Annotated in this window: 18 protein-coding genes and 1 tRNA gene; 6 read left to right on the top strand and 13 right to left on the bottom strand. The window is 72.2% G+C overall.

What is annotated here, in order from left to right; all coding sequences use genetic code 11:
• Window positions 1-45: 45 nt before the first annotated feature.
• Both ACFYU9_RS33710 and ACFYU9_RS33705 read right to left on the bottom strand, forming a co-directional pair.
• Window positions 46-2577 carry an ABC transporter permease gene (locus ACFYU9_RS33710; RefSeq protein WP_389215842.1) on the bottom strand — a complete coding sequence of 844 codons (2532 nt, stop codon included), beginning with the start codon at window positions 2575-2577 and terminating at the stop codon, window positions 46-48.
• A 116-nt stretch (window positions 2578-2693) separates the two neighbouring features.
• Window positions 2694-3467, bottom strand: coding sequence for an ABC transporter ATP-binding protein (locus tag ACFYU9_RS33705; protein WP_389215845.1), 774 nt, complete (start codon window positions 3465-3467; stop codon window positions 2694-2696).
• Between the two features lie 420 nt (window positions 3468-3887).
• Here ACFYU9_RS33705 and ACFYU9_RS33700 point away from each other — a divergent pair.
• Window positions 3888-3972 (top strand) — tRNA-Leu (locus tag ACFYU9_RS33700).
• Window positions 3973-4115: 143 nt separating this feature from the next.
• Window positions 4116-4994, top strand: a complete 879-nt coding sequence (locus ACFYU9_RS33695) for a Bax inhibitor-1/YccA family protein (RefSeq protein ID WP_389347343.1) — start codon at window positions 4116-4118, stop codon at window positions 4992-4994.
• 58 nt (window positions 4995-5052) lie between these two features.
• Here ACFYU9_RS33695 and ACFYU9_RS33690 read toward each other — a convergent pair whose 3' ends face one another.
• Entirely contained in the window at window positions 5053-5625 is a 573-nt protein-coding gene (locus ACFYU9_RS33690; RefSeq protein WP_389215851.1) for a TetR/AcrR family transcriptional regulator, read from the bottom strand.
• A gap of 243 nt (window positions 5626-5868) precedes the next feature.
• Window positions 5869-6099, bottom strand: coding sequence for a DUF4287 domain-containing protein (locus ACFYU9_RS33685; protein WP_389215854.1), 231 nt, complete (start codon window positions 6097-6099; stop codon window positions 5869-5871).
• 100 nt (window positions 6100-6199) lie between these two features.
• On the opposite strand from ACFYU9_RS33685, the gene ACFYU9_RS33680 reads away from it, so the two are divergent.
• Window positions 6200-6535 (top strand): hypothetical protein, encoded by a 336-nt coding sequence (locus ACFYU9_RS33680; protein WP_389215857.1) that lies wholly within the window; start codon window positions 6200-6202, stop codon window positions 6533-6535.
• A gap of 99 nt (window positions 6536-6634) precedes the next feature.
• On the opposite strand, the gene ACFYU9_RS33675 is transcribed toward ACFYU9_RS33680, so the two are convergent.
• From ACFYU9_RS33675 to ACFYU9_RS33665, 3 genes are all read right to left on the bottom strand, one after another.
• Window positions 6635-7552 carry a hypothetical protein gene (locus tag ACFYU9_RS33675; RefSeq protein WP_389215860.1) on the bottom strand — a complete coding sequence of 306 codons (918 nt, stop codon included), beginning with the start codon at window positions 7550-7552 and terminating at the stop codon, window positions 6635-6637.
• A 212-nt stretch (window positions 7553-7764) separates the two neighbouring features.
• Window positions 7765-8985, bottom strand: coding sequence for an acetyl-CoA C-acetyltransferase (locus ACFYU9_RS33670; RefSeq protein ID WP_389215862.1), 1221 nt, complete (start codon window positions 8983-8985; stop codon window positions 7765-7767).
• A gap of 122 nt (window positions 8986-9107) precedes the next feature.
• Entirely contained in the window at window positions 9108-10145 is a 1038-nt protein-coding gene (locus tag ACFYU9_RS33665; protein ID WP_389215865.1) for an SGNH/GDSL hydrolase family protein, read from the bottom strand.
• A gap of 138 nt (window positions 10146-10283) precedes the next feature.
• Between ACFYU9_RS33665 and ACFYU9_RS33660 the strand changes: the two genes are divergently transcribed.
• Both ACFYU9_RS33660 and ACFYU9_RS33655 read left to right on the top strand, forming a co-directional pair.
• Complete coding sequence (locus tag ACFYU9_RS33660; protein WP_389215868.1) at window positions 10284-11678, top strand: cystathionine beta-synthase; 1395 nt, start codon at window positions 10284-10286, stop codon at window positions 11676-11678.
• 351 nt (window positions 11679-12029) lie between these two features.
• The gene (locus ACFYU9_RS33655; RefSeq protein ID WP_389215871.1) at window positions 12030-12863 is read left to right on the top strand and encodes a MurR/RpiR family transcriptional regulator; all 834 of its coding nucleotides are present in this window, start codon (window positions 12030-12032) and stop codon (window positions 12861-12863) included.
• Window positions 12864-12872: 9 nt separating this feature from the next.
• On the opposite strand, the gene ACFYU9_RS33650 is transcribed toward ACFYU9_RS33655, so the two are convergent.
• The 6 genes from ACFYU9_RS33650 to ACFYU9_RS33625 form a co-directional block, all read right to left on the bottom strand.
• Entirely contained in the window at window positions 12873-13244 is a 372-nt protein-coding gene (locus ACFYU9_RS33650; protein WP_389215874.1) for a hypothetical protein, read from the bottom strand.
• A gap of 24 nt (window positions 13245-13268) precedes the next feature.
• Window positions 13269-13661 carry a roadblock/LC7 domain-containing protein gene (locus ACFYU9_RS33645; protein ID WP_389347340.1) on the bottom strand — a complete coding sequence of 131 codons (393 nt, stop codon included), beginning with the start codon at window positions 13659-13661 and terminating at the stop codon, window positions 13269-13271.
• 41 nt (window positions 13662-13702) lie between these two features.
• Window positions 13703-14497 (bottom strand): transcriptional regulator, encoded by a 795-nt coding sequence (locus ACFYU9_RS33640; RefSeq protein ID WP_389215880.1) that lies wholly within the window; start codon window positions 14495-14497, stop codon window positions 13703-13705.
• On the bottom strand, window positions 14494-14880 hold the full coding sequence (locus tag ACFYU9_RS33635; RefSeq protein WP_389215883.1) for a hypothetical protein: 387 nt from the start codon (window positions 14878-14880) through the stop codon (window positions 14494-14496). Before ACFYU9_RS33635 ends, ACFYU9_RS33640 begins: the two co-directional genes overlap by 4 nt.
• Window positions 14881-15102: 222 nt before the next feature.
• Complete coding sequence (locus ACFYU9_RS33630) at window positions 15103-15579, bottom strand: SRPBCC family protein (protein WP_389215886.1); 477 nt, start codon at window positions 15577-15579, stop codon at window positions 15103-15105.
• Window positions 15576-16937, bottom strand: coding sequence for a diaminopimelate decarboxylase (locus ACFYU9_RS33625; protein ID WP_389215889.1), 1362 nt, complete (start codon window positions 16935-16937; stop codon window positions 15576-15578). Before ACFYU9_RS33625 ends, ACFYU9_RS33630 begins: the two co-directional genes overlap by 4 nt.
• Window positions 16938-17077: 140 nt before the next feature.
• Between ACFYU9_RS33625 and hutU the strand changes: the two genes are divergently transcribed.
• Complete coding sequence (gene hutU, locus ACFYU9_RS33620) at window positions 17078-18754, top strand: urocanate hydratase (protein WP_389215892.1); 1677 nt, start codon at window positions 17078-17080, stop codon at window positions 18752-18754.
• Window positions 18755-18769: the final 15 nt, after the last annotated feature.

The following is an 18769-nucleotide window of genomic DNA, read 5'->3' as shown; positions in this document are numbered from 1 at the left end:
ACTCCCCCGGGGGAGTCCGGCCCTCACCGCTCGTCCCTTCAGGGACTACTCGGCCTTGATCGCCTGGAGCATGTTCAGCTTCGCCGCGCTGCGCGCCGGCCACAGCGAGGCCAGCACGCCGACCAGTCCGGCGAGCACCAGGAAGAGCCCGATGCGGCCCCACGGCAGGACGAGGGAGTAGTCCGGCAGGCTGTTCCTCAGCGTCTCGCCGATCGCCCAGCCCAGGAACGAGCCGAGGCCGATGCCGACCACCGCGCCGAAGACCGAGATGACCACGGCCTCCAGACGGACCATCCGCTTCACCCGGCGCCGGTCGAGACCGATCGCCCGCAGCATGCCGATCTCCTGCTGCCGCTCGAACACCGACATGGCGAGGGTGTTGACGACACCGAGGATCGCGATGAGCAGGGCCATCGCGAGCAGGCCGTACATGATGTTCAGCATCATGTTGATGACGCCGCCCTGGGCGTCGCGGATGGCCTTGTGGTCCATGACCGTCATCGCCGGGTTGTCACCGAGCGACTTCTGGATCGCCTTCTCGGCCGCCGCCGACGGGCCGCCGTCCATCTTCACGAAGATCTGCGGGATGTACGGCTTGGGGTCGTGCGCGTTGAGGACCTTGGCGTCCACCACGAGCCCCGAGACGAAGGTGCTCTCCTCGAAGAGCGCGCCGACCTTCAGCTCGCCCTTCTTCTTGTCCGCGTAGGTCACCGACAGCGTCGAGCCGACCTTCCAGTGGTTCGACTTCGCCGTCTCCTCGCCGACCGCGACCTCGCCGCCGGCGAGCGAGCCGAGCGAACCGTCCACGACCTTGAGCTTGAGGACCTTGTCGACGTCACCCGGGGTGACACCGGAGACGGACTTGAAGCCCGGGCCCTTCACGTCGACGTAGCCGGACTGCTGCGGGGAGACCGCCGTCGCGCCCGGGGTCTTCGCCACGGCGTCCAGCGCGGCCTGGTTGAGGCCCTGGCCGCTCGCCATGGTGATCATGTAGTCGGCCTTGATCTGGTCCGTCGTCATCCGGTCCACGGCCGAGCCGACCGTGGCGCCGAGCACCGACAGACCCGTGACCAGGGTGAGGCCGATGGCGAGCGCGGAGGCGGTGGCGCCGGTGCGGCGCGGGTTGCGGACCGCGTTCTGGCCGGCGAGCGCGCCCGCCACACCGAAGGGCTTGAGCAGCGGCCGGGCCAGCGCGATGACCGGGCGGGACAGCAGCGGGATCAGCACGATCACACCGATGAGGGCGAAGAACGCGCCGCCCGCGATCAGCATCCGGCCGGTGTCGCCGCCCTTCGAGGCGCCGCCCGCGATCGCGACCGCGCCGAGGGCGGTGATGACCGCGCCGATGGAGTTGCGCACGACCAGCGACTTGGTGCTGGCGACCGCGTGGACGCTGCTCATCGCGGCGACCGGCGGGATCTTGGCGGCGCGGCGGCCCGGCAGCCAGGCGGCCAGCATGGTGACGAGGACACCGACGGCGAGCGCCGAGAGCAGCGGGGTGGAGGTGACGACCAGTTCGCCGGCCGGGACCTTCAGACCGAAGGTGCTCATCGCGGAGCGCAGCGCGACCGCGAGCCCGATGCCGAGCCCGAAGCCGATCACTGAGGCGACCAGACCGACCAGACCGGCCTCCGCGAGCACGGAGCGGGTGATCTGCTTGCGCGAGGCGCCGACGGCGCGCATCAGCGCCAGCTCCTTGGTGCGCTGCGCGACCAGCATGGTGAAGGTGTTGGAGATCAGGAAGATGCCGACGAAGAGCGCGATGCCGGCGAAGCCGAGCAGCATCTGGTTGACGGCGCTCATGCCGTTCTCGATGTCCTTGGCCTGCTGGTCGGCCAGCTCCTGGCCGGTCTGCGCGTCCGCGGTGTCACCGACGACGGGCTTCACGGCGGCGAGGATCTTGTCGGCGTCCGCGCCCGGCTTGGCGGTCACGGTGATGTCGAGGAAGTGACCCGGCTTCAGGAACAGCTTCTGCGCGACCTCGGTGTCGAACAGCACCAGGCTGCCGCCGGCGTTCACGGCGCCGTCCTCGGTGGTGAAGACGCCGGTCAGGGTGTACGTCTCGACGGGGCCGTTGGTGGCCACGCGGACCTGGTCGCCGACCTGGTAGCCGCCCTTGCCGGCGGTCTCCTTGTCGAGCGCGATCTCGTCGTCCTTCACCGGGCCGGTGCCGGAGGCGAAGGAGTAGGCGGAGTCCTTGCCGTCGGCGCCGGGCGAGAAGTTGGTGCCCTTGTTGGACCAGCCGGAGCCGATCAGCTTGCCGTCCTTGTCCGGCACGCCCGCGAAGCCGTTCACACGGCCGGTGGCGGAGGCGACGCCGTCGAGAGCGGCGATCTTCTGCCGGGTCTGCTCGGACAGGCCCGGAGTGGCGTTCGGGTCCTGCTGGTTCGGCGCGGCCGTGACGGCCACGGCGACGTCGTCGTAGCTCTTGGCGGACTGGCCGCGGAAGGCGTTGGAGAGGGTGTCGGTGAAGACGAGGGTGCCGGAGACGAAGGCCACGCCGAGCATGACGGCGAGCACGGTCATCAGCAGCCTGGCCTTGTGCGCGAGCACATTGCGCAGGGCGGTACGGAACATGGGAGGTCCTGGAGAAGGTGGGACGAAAGGACGGGGCCGGGGGCCGGGCGGAGCCCGCGCGGGTTCCGGGAGGCTCAGCTCGTGCGGCTCAGCTCGTGCGGCTCAGCTCGTACGGCTCAGCTCGTGCGGCCCTTGGCGTCGAACGCCTTCATGCGGTCGAGCACGCCGTCCGCCGTCGGGTGGAGCATCTCGTCGACGATCCGGCCGTCCGCGAGGAAGACGACACGGTCCGCGTAGGAGGCGGCGACCGGGTCGTGGGTCACCATCACCACGGTCTGGCCCAGCTCGCGCACCGAGTTGCGCAGGAAGCCGAGGACCTCGGCGCCGGAGCGCGAGTCGAGGTTTCCGGTCGGCTCGTCACCGAAGATGATCTCCGGCTTGGAGGCGAGCGCGCGGGCCACGGCGACGCGCTGCTGCTGGCCGCCGGAGAGCTGCGAGGGGCGGTGGGAGAGCCGGCCGGACAGGCCGATCATGTCGATGACCTGCTGCACCCACTGCTTGTCGGGCTTGCGGCCCGCGATGTCCATCGGCAGCGTGATGTTCTCCAGGGCGGTCAGCGTCGGCAGCAGGTTGAACGCCTGGAAGATGAAGCCGATCTTGTCCCGGCGCAGCTGGGTGAGCTGCTTGTCCTTCAGGGTGCCGAGCTCGGTCTCGCCGATCCGGACGGAGCCGGAGCTGAAGGAGTCGAGGCCGGCGACGCAGTGCATCAGGGTCGACTTGCCGGAGCCGGACGGGCCCATGATCGCGGTGAACTCGCCCTGCCGGAAGTCCACGCTGACCCGGTCGAGGGCGACCACCTGGGTCTCGCCCTGTCCGTAGACCTTGGAGAGGTCGGTGGCGCGGGCGGCCACCGCGGCGGTGGTGCGGGGCACGGTGGAGTAGGTGGTCACGAGGGGACTCCTGTCACTGCTGAGTACTACGGCTGTTCGGGAACCACTCCATCGTGTCGAACGTTAGGGCGCGGAACGTCCGTCCACGTGCCCGTTCCCGGGGCCGACTCGAGGCGGACCAGGAACGCGGGCCGTCATCCTGAGGTATGACGGCGACCCTGAGGAGATTCCTGGTGCGGGCGGTGGTGGCCGGGTGGCGGCGAGGTGACGGACCTGCACCCGATCCGGCGGCGAGTTTCCGTCAATCCGGGGCCGGGGGCTTTGCTGCCGCGATCCCCGTCACACTTCGCCCCAGGGCCTCTCACCTGCACTGACACACCCTCAGGTGTCAATAAAATAAGACAACATCGGGCCAGCGTTCGACTGATCGGGCGAACGGGCACCGATAGGCTCCTGTGCCAACGCGGAGCTTCGCGCAACGCCCGGATGGTGGAATGCAGACACGGCGAGCTTAAACCTCGCTGGCCTTCGGGCCGTGCCGGTTCGAATCCGGCTCCGGGCACCAGCCGCACCGAGCCCTCGGGCCTCCTCCCCGCAGCTCACCTGATCGTTATAAAGGATCCTCCTTGCGCACGAGGGAGTTTCTTTTGCCCTCGCATTACTCTTGACGCGAGGCCGCGCCAGTGCGGCCGTCCATGGAGGAGTGAGATGAGGAGCAGCAACCCGGTCTTCTCGCGACGGGGGTTCAGCCGCGACAACGGCTACGCGGGCTTCAACGCGCAGCAGCCGCAGGCCGGGGGCCCCGCCGTCGGAGCGAACCCGTACGCGACCGGCAACCCGTACGCGACCAACCCCTACGCGACGCAGGACGCGCAGTACGGCGCCCCGCAGCAGGTCCAGGCCGGCACGATGACGATCGACGACGTGGTGAGCCGCACGGCCATCACGCTCGGCACGGTCGTCGTCACCGCGGTCCTGTCCTGGCTGCTGCTGCCCGTGGACCCGGCCAACCTCGGCAAGTCGTACGGCATCGCCGTCGGCGCCGGTCTGGTCGCGATGGTCCTGTCGCTGATCCAGTCCTTCAAGCGCCGGCCGACCCCGGCGCTGATCCTGGGCTACGCGGCCTTCGAGGGCGTCTTCCTCGGCGTGCTGTCGGCCGCCGTCTCGACGTACATCGCCGACGGCGTGGTCGCCCAGGCCGTGCTCGGCACCATGGCGGTCTTCGCCGGCGTGCTCATCGCGTACAAGATGCGCTGGATCCGCGTCACCCGCCGCTTCTACGGCTTCGTGATGGCGGCCGCGATCGGCTTCGTCCTGCTGATGGCCGTCAACCTGCTGTTCTCGGTCTTCGGCGGCGGCGACGGCCTCGGCTTCCGCACCGGCGGCCTCGGCATCGCCTTCGGCGTCGTCGGCATCGTCATCGGCGCCTGCTTCCTGGCCCTCGACTTCAAGCAGGTCGAGGACGGCATCACCTACGGTGTCCCGCGCGAGGAGGCCTGGCTGGCGGCCTTCGGTCTGACGATGACGCTGGTGTGGATCTACCTGGAGGCGCTGCGCCTCCTGTCGATCCTCCAGGGCGACGACTGACACGGCCCCTGACAGTGCGAGGGCCCGTCCGGCAGCAGCCGGGCGGGCCCTCGCGCGTTCACGACACGGACGACGAGACGAACGTGTCCAGGAGGATGCGCGCCGCGTCCTTCGCCTGCGCGGCCGGCTCCGAGGTGCCGCTGATGCCGGCGACGGCCATGGCGCCGTTGGCGAGCAGGGCCAGCTGGTCGGCGAGGGAGGACGGGGCGTTCATGGCGTCGGTCTGCTCGGCGAAGTAGTCGCGCAGGGCCTGCTTGTGGCCGCGGGCGATCTCGGCGACGTCCGGCGAGATGCCGCCCATCTCGCCGAAGGTGTTGATGAAGGCGCAGCCGCGGAAGCCGGGGTCGGCGAACCAGCCGCCGAGGTAGTCGAAGACCGCCAGGCAGCGCTGGTACGGGGTGGTGGCGTGGGTGGCGCCGTGCGCGGCGATGGCGGAGCGCACGGCCTCGTCGCGGCGCTTGAGGACCGCCCAGACCAGATGGTCCTTGGACGGGTAGAGCTGGTAGAGCCGCTTGAGGGAGACGCCGGAGCCGCTGCGGATCGCGTCCATGCCGACGGCCTGGACGCCCTTCTCGTCGAAGAGGGTCTCGGCCGTCTCCAGGAGCTTGAGCTCAGCGGTTTCCGCGTCCATCACCGATCACTCCTCGAAGAGCGCCCCCGCGGGGAGAACCATCGTTCTCCCACTCTACCGACACCCCGGGGAGAACGGTCGTTCTCTCCTGCTCGGCGGGTGCGGCCACCGGCCGGCTCGACGCCGGGCACGTCGCCCCGGAGACGCACGGCGAGGAGACCGCGGAGCGGGTCCGCGACCTCCTCGGCCGGCACGTCGGGTGAGGCCCGCGGGGCCCGGGAGGCGGGCGTCGCGGGCCGGCGGTCAGAGCATCCGGCGGGCGGCCCGCCGGAGGTTGTACTCGTGGACGATCGCCTTGGCGTGGCCGTACGCGAGACCGTGCTCGCCGCGCAGCCAGCTGACCCTCTCCTCCAGACGGACCAGGGAGGGCCCCTCCTCCACGACTTTCAGCCAGTCGGCGATCTCACGACCGGTGCAGCGGGGGATGCGGGCGAGGAGGTTGCGGTGGGTCTCTTCGGAGAAAACGTGGGACATCGGCGCCTCCGGACGCGTTGTGCCGTGTGCTCCTTCACGTCACCGTGCCCGAGGGTTCGCCCGTTGGCAATGCTCCCCGGCCGACGCATAGGGTCGCGGAGTGCTTGATACGACTGAACTGACCGCCGCCGCCGAGCGCTTCGCCGACCGGCTGCGGGCCGCCCCGCAGAGCCGCCTCCAGCGCGGCGCCGCCGCCGAGGGCCTGGCGCTGGCCAGGGAGTTGGCCGCCCGGGCGCAGCGCCGGGAGTTCCCCGGCCGGGAGCCGCTGACCATGCCGGACGCGGGGCTCTTCGCGGTCGCCGACCAACTCGCCGTCGCCGCCACGGATCTGGCCGAAACACTGCGAACGGCCCCGGCGGACGCCCCGGGGACCGAGGGGGCGCTGCACGAGGCCGTGAGGCTGGTACGGGAGGCGGAGGCCCGCGCCGGACTCTGACCGCGCCTGCCGCACCGTCAGGCCCCTGGGGGCCTCGCGGGCTTTCAGGCGCCGCGGCGGCCCGCGGCCGCCGCTCCCGGCCCTGGAGCCGGGGAGGGACTACAGGCTGGCGATCACCCGGTCCGCAAGGATGTACACGTTGTCCTCGGCGGCCTCGCCGCAGGAGAACGTCAGCGCGTAGGCGCCGGACACGCCCGAGCCGCCGAGCAGCACCGGGGTGCGGCCCGAGCGCAGGGCGTCCGCGAGGCGCTCGGCGGTCTCGCGGTGGCCGGGGGTCATACAGAGCGTGGTGCCGTCGGCGAACACGTACACGTCGAGCGTGCCCAGCGGGCCGGGCCGCACGTCGGTCAGCGCGGTCTGCGTGTCGGCCAGCTCCTCCAGGCGGGACACCGTGCGCTCGTGGTCGGTCACCACCGGCGTCTGGACCGGCACGAAGTCCGGGTGCGAGGGGTGGCGGCGGCGGGCCGCGGCCAGCTCGGGGGAGTCCTCCGGGTAGTCGCCGGCTGCGGCCGGCTCCGGGAAGTCCTCGAACGTGTCGAAGCTGTCGAACATGTCCAGCGGGTCGACGGCGCCCGGCACGTCCAGGGCCTCGCGCGACTCGCGGTTCTCCAGCGCGGCGGCCTCCGCCTCCATGGCCTCCAGGGCCATCGCCTCCAGGCCCACGAAGTCGGACTGGCGCGGCACGAAGTACGGGCCCTCCTCGGCCGGGCCGGCCAGGCCGCCGAGCAGCGACGGCGCGTCGGCCGCGTCCCGCGCCTCCTGCGCCGCCCAGAAGGCGCGCGCCTCGGCGAGCTCGCGCTCCCGCTCCTCGGCCAGGGCCTCGGCGACAGCGGCCCGTATCTCGGCGGCCGGAGACTCCTGCCGGGCCGGGGGGACGGTGAGGCCGTGCGCGGAGGCGAGCTCGCCACGCAGCGCGGTGACCTGCTTGCGGAGACCGTGGGCAGCGTGCAGGGCGGCGGCGCCCACGACCGTGGCAGCGGCCGTGCTCACCAGCAGGGCAATGGACAGTGCGCTCACTGACGTACTCCCGATTCCGAGTCGATCCCCCGACTTCCTACATCAGCTTGTCGTGGGGGCGCACCGCCTGTCAGTGCATTACGTCACGAAATGGACAGGTATTTCGGCCGGGTGTTTAGTCCCGAAACCCCTGTGACCTGCGAAAACGACTCTCCCCCGGGATGTATGTCACATCCTGGGGGAGATTCGGTCACGGCTTGGACGCGGGGCGGTTAGCTCAGCCGCTCGATGACCATCGCCATGCCCTGGCCGCCGCCCACGCACATGGTCTCCAGGCCGAACTGCTTGTCGTGGAACTGGAGGCTGTTGATCAGGGTGCCGGTGATGCGGGCGCCCGTCATGCCGAAGGGGTGGCCGACGGCGATGGCGCCACCGTTGACGTTGACCTTGTCCAGGTCGAAGCCCAGGTCGCGGTAGGACGGGATGACCTGCGCGGCGAACGCCTCGTTGATCTCGACCAGGTCGATGTCGGAGGTGGTGAGGCCGGCGCGCTTGAGGGCCTGCTTCGACGCCTCGACCGGGCCGAGGCCCATGATCTCGGGGGAGAGGCCGGAGACGCCGGTGGAGACGATCCGGGCCAGCGGGGTCAGGCCCAGCTCGCGCGCCTTGGTGTCGGACATGATCACGAGCGCGGCGGCGCCGTCGTTCAGCGGGCAGCAGTTGCCGGCGGTGACCAGGCCGTCGGGGCGGAAGACCGGCTTGAGGCCGGAGACGCCCTCCAGGGTGACGCCGGCGCGCGGGCCGTCGTCCTGCGAGACGACCGTGCCGTCGGGCAGCGTGACCGGGGTGATCTCGCGCGCCCAGAAGCCGTTCTTGATGGCCTGCTCGGCGAGGTTCTGCGAGCGGACGCCGAACTCGTCCATGTCCTGGCGGGTGACGCCCTTCCAGCGCGCCAGGTTCTCCGCGGTCTGGCCCATGGCGATGTACGCGTCGGGGACCAGGCCGTCCTCGCGCGGGTCGTGCCAGGTGGAGCCCTCGGACTCGGCGACGGCGGCGGTACGGGCCTCGGCCTCGGCGAAGAGCGGGTTGTGCGTGTCCGGCAGCGAGTCGGAGTTGCCCTTCACGAAGCGCGACACCATCTCGACACCGGCCGAGATGAAGACGTCGCCCTCGCCCGCCTTGATCGCGTGCATGGCCATGCGGGAGGTCTGCAGCGAGGAGGAGCAGTAGCGGGTGACGGTGCAGCCCGGCAGGTGGTCCATGCCCATCTGCACGGCCACGATGCGGCCCAGGTTGTTGCCCTGCTCGCCGCCGGGCAGACCGCAGCCGAGCATCAGGTCGTCGATGTCGCGCGGGTCCAGCTCGGGGACCTTGGCGAGCGCGGCCTGGATGATCGTGGCGGTCAGGTCGTCGGGCCGCAGGTCCTTCAGGGAGCCCTTGAAGGCCCGGCCGATCGGCGAGCGGGCGGTCGAGACGATGACGGCTTCGGGCATCACGGCTCCAGAAGGGTGCGGAGTGGGCGGACTGAAAGGGAAGTTACCCGTACGTACCGCGTGGGTCACCGGCCACGGTGTGTGATGCGGACCTCTTTTCTAAGCGCTCGCTCAGGAGCGGGTCACTCCTGGGTGAGCGGGGCGGTGGCGTCCCTCTCCCCATCGTCCTCCGCGTCCTGCCGTACGTGGGAGATCCCGGGGACGGGCAGCCGGCGCCGCCTGCGGTGCTTGAGCAGCGCCCAGGGCGCCCGGGCCGCGGTGACCTCCGTACCGGCCTCCCGGGCCGCCTCGGCCGCCGCCTTCGCCACCGGCAGCCAGTTCTCGTTGCGCGCCACGTCGATCCGGTCCGGCTCCGGCCAGACGCCGAGCACGGCGCAGACCGTCGGCAGGATCGCCATCGCGGCCGTCGCGTAGCCCTCGGCCGACGGATGGAAGTTGTCCACGCCGAACATCTCGCGCGGATTGGCCGCGAACTCGGGACCGAGCAGGTCGCCGAGCGACACCGTCCGCCCGCCCTGCTCCACCACCACGATCGTCTGCGCCGCGGCGAGCTGCCGCGAGGCCCGCCGGGCCAGCCAGCGCAGCGGCTGGTAGACCGGCTCGATGGTGCCGAGGTCCGGGCAGGTGCCGACCACCACCTCCGCGCCCGCCGTGCGCAGCCGCCGGACCGCCGCCGTCAGGCAGCGCACGGACTGGGTGGCGGGCATCCGGTGGGTGACGTCGTTCGCGCCGATCATGATCACGCAGACGTCGGGCGCGCCGGACGGGCCGGCGAGCAGCAGCGACACCTGCCGGTCGAGGTCGTCGGAGCGCGCCCCGGGCAGCGCCACGTTCCGCAGGTCCACCGGGCGCTCGGCCACCGCCGCCAGGCCCGAGGCGATCAGCGCGCCCGGGGTCTGCCCGGTGCGGCGCACGCCCTGGCCGGCCGCCGTGGAATCACCCAGAAGGGCCAGCCGCAGCGGCTCCTCCGGGCCGTACTCGCGCCCGTAGCGCCCGTCCGCGCCCGGCGGCAGCGGTGCCACCCCGCCGCCCACCGACCTCCTGGCGAGCGCCACCTCGGCGAGCAGCACCCCGACGCCGGCGACCCCCAGCAGTCCGATGCTCCCGCCGCCGTACGCCGCACCCGCCGCGATCCGCCGCGCCACCCTCGCCCTGGACATCGGTAGCGGTCACCTCCCGTACGTCGCACCCAAGCGGTGTAACAAGCCGTCTTGCCGTCTACTGCCCCGTAAGCGGCACCGCCTACGCATTCCACGGAATACGCTGGCAGCACCATTACGGAGACCCCGGAGATTACGGTGCAATTCCACGACTCGATGATCAGCCTCGTCGGCAACACCCCGCTGGTGAAGCTCAACAGCGTCACGGCCGGCATTCAGGCGACCGTCCTCGCCAAGGTCGAGTACTTCAACCCCGGCGGCTCGGTCAAGGACCGCATCGCCCTGCGCATGATCGAGGCGGCCGAGGAGAGCGGCGCGCTCAAGCCCGGCGGCACCATCGTCGAGCCCACGTCCGGCAACACCGGCGTCGGCCTGGCGATCGTGGCCCAGCAGAAGGGCTACAAGTGCATCTTCGTCTGCCCGGACAAGGTGTCCACCGACAAGATCAACGTGCTGCGCGCGTACGGCGCCGAGGTCGTCGTCTGCCCGACGGCCGTCGACCCGGAGCACCCGGACTCGTACTACAACGTCTCGGACCGCCTCGTCCGTGAGACGCCGGGCGCCTGGAAGCCCGACCAGTACTCCAACCCGAACAACCCGCGCTCGCACTACGAGACCACCGGTCCCGAGCTGTGGGAGCAGACGGAGGGGAAGATCACCCACTTCGTCGCGGGCGTCGGCACCGGCGGCACCATCTCCGGCACCGGCAACTACCTGAAGGACGCCTCCAAGGGCAAGGTCCAGGTCATCGGCGCCGACCCGGAGGGCTCCGTCTACTCCGGCGGCTCCGGCCGCCCGTACCTGGTCGAGGGCGTCGGCGAGGACTTCTGGCCGACCGCCTACGACCAGAACGTCGCCGACCGCATCGTCGCGGTCTCCGACAAGGACTCCTTCCAGATGACCCGCCGCCTCGCCAAGGAGGAGGGCCTGCTCGTCGGCGGCTCCTGCGGCATGGCGGTCGTCGCCGCGCTGGAGGTCGCCAAGGAGCTCGGTCCGGACGACGTCGTGGTCGTGCTGCTGCCGGACTCCGGCCGCGGCTACCTGTCCAAGATCTTCAACGACGAGTGGATGGCCGACTACGGCTTCCTGGAGGACACCACCTCCGCCACCGTCGCGGACGTCCTCACCCACAAGTCGGGCGACGTGCCCTCGCTCGTCCACATGCACCCGGACGAGACGGTCGGCCAGGCCATCGAGGTGCTGCGCGAGTACGGCGTCTCCCAGATGCCGATCGTGAAGCCGGGCGCCGGCCACCCCGACGTCATGGCCGCCGAGGTCATCGGCTCGGTCGTGGAGCGCGAGCTCCTCGGCGCGCTCTTCACCCAGAAGGCGGCCCTGGAGGACCCGCTGGAGGACCACATGTCCGCCCCGCTGCCGCAGGTCGGCTCGGGCGAGCCGGTCGCCGACCTGATGTCGGTGCTCGGCGAGGCGGACGCGGCGATCGTCCTGGTCGAGGGCAAGCCGACCGGCGTCGTCAGCCGCCAGGACCTGCTCGCCTTCCTGGCCGCGAGCGGCAGCGCCAAGCAGCACTGACCGCCGGGTGGTGCGCGGGTACGTTCGCGCAAACGGTACGCGCGCGACACGTACCCGCAGCACCCCCTTAACAAGGCGGCGGCAGAGTAGTCCACGTCGGCGTCACGGACCTCCGGAGCGGCTCCCGGACCTCCAGGCCACGCCGTTGGACGCGGACCGGCCCTGACCCGGGCCCGTGTCCCCCGCGGGGACCGCCGTCGTCCCGCCCCCCGGAAACGGGGGTGCGGCGGTCCCCGCGCAATCTTTCCCCGGGGCTTCCTCTCGCCCGCCCCTTGCCTGGCTGCATATGCTCATGCAGAGTTCCCGGTTGATGAATAGCCGGTGGTGTGAGGTGGAAGGGGGACGGCAGGCATGAACGACAGTCCGGCCGGACGGCTGCAGGCACTCCTCGAAGGGCAGCGGCTCACGCCGACGCAGCGGCGCATCGCGCACTGCATGGTGCGGCGCGCCGCCGACGTGCCCTTCCTGTCCAGCGTGGAGCTGGCCGAGCTGGCCGGCGTGAGCCAGCCCTCCGTCACCCGCTTCGCCGTCGCGCTCGGCTTCGACGGCTATCCGGCGCTGCGCCGGCACCTGCGCGAGAGCATGCCCGCGGCGGCCGAGGAGGCCGCCGCGTACAACGAGTACCAGCAGGCCGTGCTCGGCGAGATCGAGAACCTCCGGCACCTCGCCGAGCTCCTCGCCGACCCCGCCCCCGTCGAGCGCGCCGGCCGGCTCCTCGCCGCGTCCCGCCCGCTGCCCGTGCTCGGTCTGCGCGCCGCGTCCTCACAGGCCCGCGGCTTCGCCTACTTCGCCGGCAAGGTCCACCCGGACGTCCGGCTGCTCGACGAGGGCGGCACGATGCTCGACGACCGCATCGACGCGGCCGTGCGGGCCGGGGCGACGGCGCTGCTCTGCTTCGCGCTGCCCCGGCACCCGCGCGAGGTCGTGGACGCCCTCGCCTATGCCCGCCGGGCCGGGCTCACCGTGGTCACCGTCGCCGAGTCGGCCTTCGCCCCGGTCGCCGCCCACAGCGACCTGCTCATCCCGGCCGCCGTCGGCACCGGCCTCGCCTTCGACACGGCGTGCGCGCCGATGCTGCTCGGGCGAGTGCTCCTCGAGGCGATGGCGGACGAACTGCCGGACGCGCAGGCACGCCTGGAGGAGTTCGACACCAAGGCGGCGACGCGGGGCCTCTTCGTGGACTGAGCCGGCCCCTCAGATCTCCAGCTCGGACTCGATCTTCTTCAGCTGGTGGCGGGCCATCGCCAGGTTCGCCCGGTTCCGGTCCAGGGCCAGGTAGAAGAAGAGACCGGCCCCGCCGCGGGCCCTGAGCAGCCGGATCAGGTGGTACTGGCTGCCCAGGGTGATCAGGATGTCCTCGATCTCGTCGTTGATGCCCAGCATCTCCATCGCGCGGACCTTGGCGCGGACCACGTCCGTGTTGCCGGCCGCGGCCACGTTCAGGTCGAGCTCCTTGCCGCCGCCGATGGTGCCGAGGGCCATGCCGCTGCCGTAGTCGACGATCGCGGCGCCGATCGCGCCTTCGATCTGGGCGGCTTCCTTGAGGGAGGTCTCGGTGTTCGCCATGGTTCTTCCTTCTTCTCGATGGGGTCAGTTCGGGTTGCTGCGGCCCAGGGCACCGTCGACCAGCTCGGCTATCCGGGCGCTGGAACGGCGGGCCTCCAGGTGGAGCCGGCCGACGTTGATGCGGGGCTCGGCGAGCAGGGTGAGGACGACCGAGGCACCTGCCGCGTAGGTCGCCACATAGCCCTGCTCGCCGCGTACGAGCAGTTCGCGGAAGCCGCCCTGGCCGGTGGTGTCGGCGAGCCGCTGTCCGACACCGAGCGCGGCCGCCGTCAGCGCGGCCACGCCCTCCGCCTCGCCGTCCACGGCGTCCTGGGCGAGCACCAGGCCGTCTGCGCTGGCCGCGAGCGCCCCGGTGAGCTGCGGCAGCCGGGCCCGCAGCCGTCTGAGCTCGCCGAGCACCTCGGCTTCTGCGGTCATCAGTTGTCTCCTCTCGGCGCGCAGGCGCAGGGCACGCCTCATCACAGGGTTGCCTCCAGGGCGTCACGGAGCCGGCGGAGCAGGGCGACGTCGGGGTCGGACGTGGCGGCCGCCGCGCCGACCCAGGCCGGTACGGGCGGCGGTGCGGGCGGCGGGGCCTCGTACGGGTTCTCGACCAGGCCGGCCGCGGCGAGGCGCCGTACGTCGAGCAGGGTGTGGAAGGCGGGCCGCCCGAGCACCCGGGCCAGGTCCGCCGGGGTCCGTACGCCGTCGGCCGCCGCGAGCAGCGCCCGCTGCCGGGTGCCGACGGGCCGGCCGGGGGCGGCGGGGCGGGCCACGACGGGCGCGGTGTCGATGGCCGGGTAGGGCCAGACGGAGTCGAGGAGCTCGCGGCGGCGCCGGGTCTCGCGCTCGACGGCCCTGATGTCGACCGGCCGTAACGCGCCGAACCAGTGCGCGACCCCGTACCGGAAGCGGGTCGGGCCGGAAGCGGGCGCGAGGGCGAAGAAGGCCGCGTCGAAGACGGCGCCGAGGTGGCATATCTCCAGCTCGCCGTCGTGCAGCCGGCCGCTGTCGACCAGGAAGCGTCCGACGGCTCCCCGCGCCCCGGCCCGGTCCACGGCCTCGTCCCAGCCCTCGCGGGGCAGCCGTCCGCCGGTGGTGAGGAGGACGTCGACGCCGGGGGCGCTGGGGCTCTCGGCGTGCACGACCCGGCCGTCGACGAGGTAGAGCGTGCCGTGGTCGCGGAGCAGGGCGCCGGTGGCCTTCTCGGCGGCGAGGCGGACCAGCATGGGGGAGACGGGGGTGGGCGGGGGCGGGGCCGGTATCGGGGTCATCCGAGGACCAGCCTCTCGGCGAGGTCGGCGAGGCGGATGCGGGCGAGGGCGAGGTTGCCGGCCGAGCGGTCGAGCCAGAGGTGGAGGAAGACGCTGCTGTCGAAGGCCGTCTCGACGAAGCGGATCACGTGGTAGCCGCCGCGGTTGGTGACGATCAGGTCCTCGGCGGGCGGGCCGCCCAGGGCGCCGGTCGGGTCCGGCGACTCGAACTCGGCCGCCGCGCGCGCCAGTTCGGCGCTCTCCGCGGCCGTCGTCTCGTGGTCGCCGGACGGCGACTCGCCCGCTGCCCCGAGGGCCAGCCCGCTGGTCCAGTCGACCAGCCAGGCTCCGCGTGCCCCCGGCAGGCTCATCGCCTCCAGCAGACACTCGTCGATTCCGGGCACGCGTCATCCCCTCCCGAGCGCGGCGTGCGGACGTACGGCAGTAACGGTGACGCTACTCAACGTCGCCTGCCCGGGCAGGAGTTCTGGCATTTTCCAAGGGAATTTGACGCGGGGAGGTGCGGATCCGGCCGAACGCGATCGGATCGCTCCGGCCCGCCGTGGCGCGCCCGGGTCCGCTCCCGCTCCCGCGCGCCCGGATCCGCCCGCGCCGCTGCCCCGCCGCTACCCGCGCCGCTCCACCGCCCGGGCGATCTCGTTCAGGTCCTTCGTGAGCGCCCGGGCGACGGCCCGGGCGCCGAGCCTGCTGAGCAGGCGGGTCAGCGCGCCGGGCCGGCGGTCGTAGGAGGGGCGGGCGGTGAAGGTCATCCGCAGGGTGGTGGTGCGGGCGCTGAGGGCCGGGCCGTCGGGAGCGAGGGAGAGCTCGGAGACGTAGTGCATGCCGTGCGAGTCGGCGACGGTGACGTACCGCTCGGCCGGTTCGCAGACGGTCACCGTCATCTCCTCGGTGGCCGCGCGGCCCATCATCCGGCGGGTCTCGCGCCAGCGGGTGCCCACGCCGAAACCGCCCTGGGTCAGCACCTCGACCTTCTCGACGGAGGAGAGCACCCGGGGCAGGTCGCGCAGGTCCGTGATCGACTCCCAGACCCGGCCGGGGGAGGCGGCGACCTTGCGCTCCACGACCACCGAGGTTTCTGTCATGGCTCCATGGGAGCACCTGTCGCGGGCGGGCGCAGCAGCGCGTCGGGGCGGTCGCCGCCCGATTCCGCGACGATCTCGTCGAGGGTCTGGGCCCGGCGCACGGCCCGGAAGGCGGTCCCGCCGTCCTCCGCCCGGGTGAATCCGTACACGGCGGGCCGGGGCAGGCTGTTGTACGCGTAGTGGTGGGCGAAGTAGTACGCGCCGGTGTCCGGCACGGCCACCACGTCGCCCGGCCGCAGCAGCGGCAGCGCCCGGCCGGCGGCGAGCAGGTCGCCGGCGAAGCAGGCGGGCCCGGCGACGTCCTGGATGACGGCCGGTTCGCCGGTGCGGGGGCGGCCCCGGGAGTCGTAGGCGAGGATCCGCAGCGGCCAGGACGCGGGCGCGTAGACGGTCCGGGCGGCGAGCTGGACGCCGGCGTGGGTGACGGCGATCGGGCGTCCGCCGGAGGTCTTGGCGTACTCGACGAGGGTGAGCACCGTGCCGTGCTTGGCCAGGAGCGACCGGCCGAACTCGGTGACCAGCGCGTACCGCCCGTCGAACAGCCCGGGCACGGTCGCGGCGAGCAGCCGCGCGTAGTCGGCGAAGCCGGGGGTGTCCTCGTCGGAGTCGAAGTTCACCGGCAGGCCGCCGCCGATGTCGAGGGTGTCGATCTGCTGCCGCCCGGCCTTGGCGTTGATCTCCTCGGCCAGCGCGTACGCCGCCCCGACGCCCTCGGCCATCAGCGCGAGCGGCACGCCCTGCGAGCCGGTGTGGGTGTGCAGCCGGGTGAGCCGTGGGCGGTCCAGGTACGCCTGGACGACGGCCTCGCGGGCGCCTTCGTCGCGCAGCGCGACGCCGAACTTGGAGGTGGCGGTCGCCGTGGAGAGCGCGCCGATGGAACCGGCTCCGACCTGCGGATTCACCCGGAGGCCGAGGGGCGAGGAGGTGGGAGCCTCGCGCGTCAGGGCGTCGATCCTCTCCAGTTCCCGGAGGTTGTCGGCGTTGACGGCGACGCCCAGCGCGAGGGCCTGGCGCAGCTCGGCGGTGGTCTTGGCGGGGGAGTCGAGGACGGTACGGGCCGCGGGCACGCCGGCGGCGCGGGCGAGGGCCAGCTCGCCGGGGCTCGCGACCTCGGCGCCGAGCCCGCAGTCGTGCAGGAGGCGGAGCACGGGCACCAGCGGGCACGCCTTCACGGCGAAGGCGTGCAGCACGGGCGCGTCGGTGACGGCGGAGAAGGCGCTGGTCAGGGCGGCGGCGGAGGCGCGGATGCCGGCGGTGTCGAGGAGGGCGACGACGGGTTCGGCGGCGGTGAGGAGCCCTTGTTCGACGGCGGCGCGGACGGCCTGGTCGCGGGTGTGTTCCCGGAGGGTCGCGGTCATGGATCCATGGCACCACCGAGTGCGGCGCGGACGCAGCGGCCGCGCACCTGTTGACTAACTCTATTCAGCCGGTCAGGATGTGAATATCTGGACCACATGCCGTGTCGTGTGTCCGATCCCCACTCCGAGGAGGCAACGCCATGTCAGGACCCCGCCCCGTACGGGCCGCGCGCGGTACGGAACTCAGCGCCCTGGGATGGCAGCAGGAGGCCGCCCTCCGGATGCTGCAGAACAACCTCGACCCCGAGGTCGCCGAGCACCCCGACAAGCTCGTCGTCTACGGCGGCACCGGCAAGGCCGCCCGCGACTGGCGCTCCTTCGACGCCATGCAGCGCACCCTGCGCACCCTCAAGCAGGACGAGACCATGCTGGTCCAGTCCGGCCGCCCGGTCGGCGTCATGCAGACCCACGAGTGGGCGCCGCGCGTCCTCCTCGCCAACTCCAACCTGGTCGGCGACTGGGCCAACTGGGAGGAGTTCCGCCGTCTGGAGGCCCTCGGCCTCACCATGTACGGCCAGATGACCGCCGGCTCCTGGATCTACATCGGCACCCAGGGCATCCTCCAGGGCACCTACGAGACCTTCGCCGCCGTCGCCGCGAAGAAGTTCAACGGCACCCTCGCCGGCACGATCACCCTCACCGCCGGCCTCGGCGGCATGGGCGGCGCCCAGCCGCTCGCCGTCACCATGAACGACGGCGTCGCCATCTGCATCGACTGCGACCCGCGCGCCATCGAGCGCCGCATCGAGCACCGCTACCTGGACGTCAAGGCCGACAACCTGGCCCACGCCCTCCAGCTCGCCACCGAGGCCCGCGACGCCCGCCGCCCGCTCTCCATCGGCCTCCTCGGCAACGCCGCCGAGCTGCTCCCGCAGATGCTCGCCGAGGGCGCGCCCATCGACATCGTGACGGACCAGACCTCCGCCCACGACCCGCTGGCCTACCTGCCCGTCGGCATGGCCTTCGAGGACATGGCCGACGCCGCCGCCAAGGACCCGGCCGGCTTCACCACCCGCTCCCGCGAGTCGATGGCCAAGCACGTCGAGGCCATGGTCGGCTTCATGGACGCCGGCGCCGAGGTCTTCGACTACGGCAACTCCATCCGCGGCGAGGCCCAGCTGGCCGGCTACGACCGCGCCTTCGCCTTCCCCGGCTTCGTCCCCGCCTACATCCGCCCGCTGTTCTGCGAGGGCAAGGGCCCGTTCCGCTGGGCCGCGCTGTCCGGCGAGGCCTCCGACATCGCCAAGACCGACAAGGCGATCCTGGAGCTCTTCCCGGAGAACGAGTCCCTGCACCGCTGGATCAAGATGGCCGGCGAGCGCGTCCACTTCCAGGGCCTGCCCGCCCGCATCTGCTGGCTCGGCTACGGCGAGCGCGACAAGGCCGGCGAGCGCTTCAACGACATGGTCGCCTCCGGCGAGCTCGCCGCCCCGCTCGCCATCGGCCGCGACCACCTCGACTGCGGCTCCGTCGCCTCCCCGTACCGCGAGACCGAGGCCATGCTCGACGGCTCCGACGCCATCGCCGACTGGCCGCTGCTCAACGCCATGGTCAACGTCGCCTCCGGCGCCTCCTGGGTCTCCATCCACCACGGCGGCGGCGTCGGCATGGGCCGCTCCATCCACGCCGGCCAGGTCACCGTCGCCGACGGCACCAAGCTCGCCGGCGAGAAGGTCCGCCGCGTGCTCACCAACGACCCCGGCATGGGCGTCATCCGCCACGTCGACGCCGGCTACGACATCGCCGAGTCGGTCGCCGACGAGCGCGGTGTCCGCATCCCGATGCGCGAGGGCTCCGAGGACGAGGCCTCCGCGTGAGCCAGAGCTTCCACG

This window comes from Streptomyces sp. NPDC004327 (genome assembly GCF_042873935.1).
GTDB lineage: Bacteria > Actinomycetota > Actinomycetes > Streptomycetales > Streptomycetaceae > Streptomyces.
The sequence above is the reverse complement of the archived record's forward strand: the minus strand, read 5'-3'. Positions and strand labels throughout refer to the sequence as shown.